The organism is Mycobacterium sp. UM_Kg27, assembly GCF_000972905.1.
Lineage (GTDB): Bacteria > Actinomycetota > Actinomycetes > Mycobacteriales > Mycobacteriaceae > Mycobacterium.
In genome coordinates this window covers 1-1,742 of record NZ_JRMM01000262.1, presented here as the reverse complement: position 1 = coordinate 1,742, position 1,742 = coordinate 1, and the positions used below count along the sequence as shown (strand labels likewise).

The 1,742-nt window shown below is 67.0% G+C and carries 3 protein-coding genes; all 3 read left to right on the top strand.

Annotated features, from left to right (window positions below; all coding sequences use genetic code 11):
* The first annotated feature begins 220 nt into the window (after positions 1 to 220).
* A complete protein-coding gene (locus tag LI94_RS21095; protein WP_024440118.1) occupies positions 221 to 529 on the top strand; it encodes a DUF3263 domain-containing protein in 309 nt (102 codons plus the stop codon).
* Positions 530 to 594: 65 nt separating this feature from the next.
* Positions 595 to 1,065, top strand: a complete 471-nt coding sequence (locus tag LI94_RS21090) for a LytR C-terminal domain-containing protein (protein WP_024440117.1) — start codon at positions 595 to 597, stop codon at positions 1,063 to 1,065.
* A 9-nt stretch (positions 1,066 to 1,074) separates the two neighbouring features.
* Positions 1,075 to 1,742: superoxide dismutase family protein (locus tag LI94_RS21085; RefSeq protein WP_046302464.1), on the top strand; the 668-nt coding region annotated here is incomplete at its 3' end.

Genomic DNA, 1,742 nt, shown 5'->3' with positions numbered 1-1,742 from the left:
AAGCTGGGACCGCCGGGTTGGTGGGCGGTTCAGCGAGGCTCGACGGAGGAGAGGCGAAGCTGGGACCGCCTCCGGCCGAGTGCAGCGGCCACGGCGACGCGCGGGGCGGGCTCCCGGTTCAACACAGCATGCCGTGATTGAATATTCGCTCAGAACACTCCGCCGAAAACAACCGAACGTTTGCAGCGAGAGAACTTTCCGGAAGGGTCCAGGAATCGATATGGACGGCGCCATGGCGCAGGCGAATCGCTCAGGGGACGATTCGGAACCCACCGACGGTCTGAGCCGTCGCGAACACGACATCCTGTCTTTCGAACGGGATTGGTGGAAGTACGCCGGCGCCAAGGAAGAGGCCATCAAGGAACGCTTTGCGCTGTCGGCGACTCGGTACTACCAGGTCCTCAACGCGCTAGTCGACCGGCCCGAAGCGCTGGCCGCCGACCCGATGCTGGTCAAACGGCTGCGTCGGCTGCGCTCCAGCCGCCAGAAGGCGCGTGCCGCGCGCCGGCTCGGGTTCGACATCACCTGATTGCCTGACACGTTGATCGCCGGGCGTTTATAGGTCATGGCCCGCTCCTCGATACAGTGGGCGCAATGAACGACCACGTTCCTGACTCCTCTCGACTCCCACTCCGGGCAATGGTGATGGTGCTGCTGTTCTTGGGCACCGTCTTCCTGCTGGTCGGGTTTCAAGCCCTCGGCTCCTCGAGCACCGACGACGACGCCGACCGTTCGACGACGGCGCAACCCGTCACCACGTCCTCGGCGCCGGCCAAACCCGAACGCCCCGCGCGTAAGTCCGACGTGCGGGTCTTCAACATCTCCGAACAGGCGGGCCTGGCGGGGAACACCGCCGACCGGCTGCGCGAAGCCGGCTGGAACGTGACCGAGATCGGCAACCTCGAACTGCCCGAGGTCACCCAGACCACCGTCTATTTCAGCGACGCCGAGGGTGAGCAGGACGCGGCCCATTCGATCGCCCAGGTGCTGGGAGCGGTCGTCGAGCCGCGCATCCCCGACGTGGCCGAGCAACCACCGGGCGTCATCGTGGTGGTCGCGGGTTAAGCTCCTCGCATGGTCACAGGTCACCGCAGAGCTCTTGCCGCCGTCGTCTTCGCCACCCCGGCCGTGCTGTTGGCGGCGTGCAGTCCCCCCAACGAGGTGCCCTCAGACGTGCCCGGCACCACGCCGGCCATCTGGACCGGGTCGGCGGCGCCGTCGGCCACGGAGTCCGAGTCGGGTGGTTCGGCCGGCGCGGACAATCTCGTCGCGCATCTGACGACCGCCGATGGCGGCCAGGTCGCCACCGCGACGTTCGAATTCAGCAAGTCCGGCGGTAAGGAGTTCGCCACCGTGACCGTGCGGACCACCAGCAGCGGTGTGCTGTCGCCCGGTTTCCACGGCCTGCACGTCCACGCAGTCGGGAAGTGTGAAGCAGAGTCGGTGGCCCCCACCGGCGGCGCGCCCGGCAGCTTCCTGTCGGCCGGCGGCCACTTCCAGGCGCCCGGCCACAGCGAGCACCCGCAGAGCGGTGACCTGACGTCGCTGCAGGTGCGCTCCGACGGCAGTGGGCTGCTGGTCACCACCACCGACTCGTTCACCAAAGCTGAACTGCTGGCTGGCGAGGGAACCTCGATCATCATCCACGCCGACGATGACAACTTCGCCAACATCCCGGCGGACCGCTACACCCAGGTCAATGGCACGCCCGGCCCGGACCAGACCTGTCTCTTATACACATC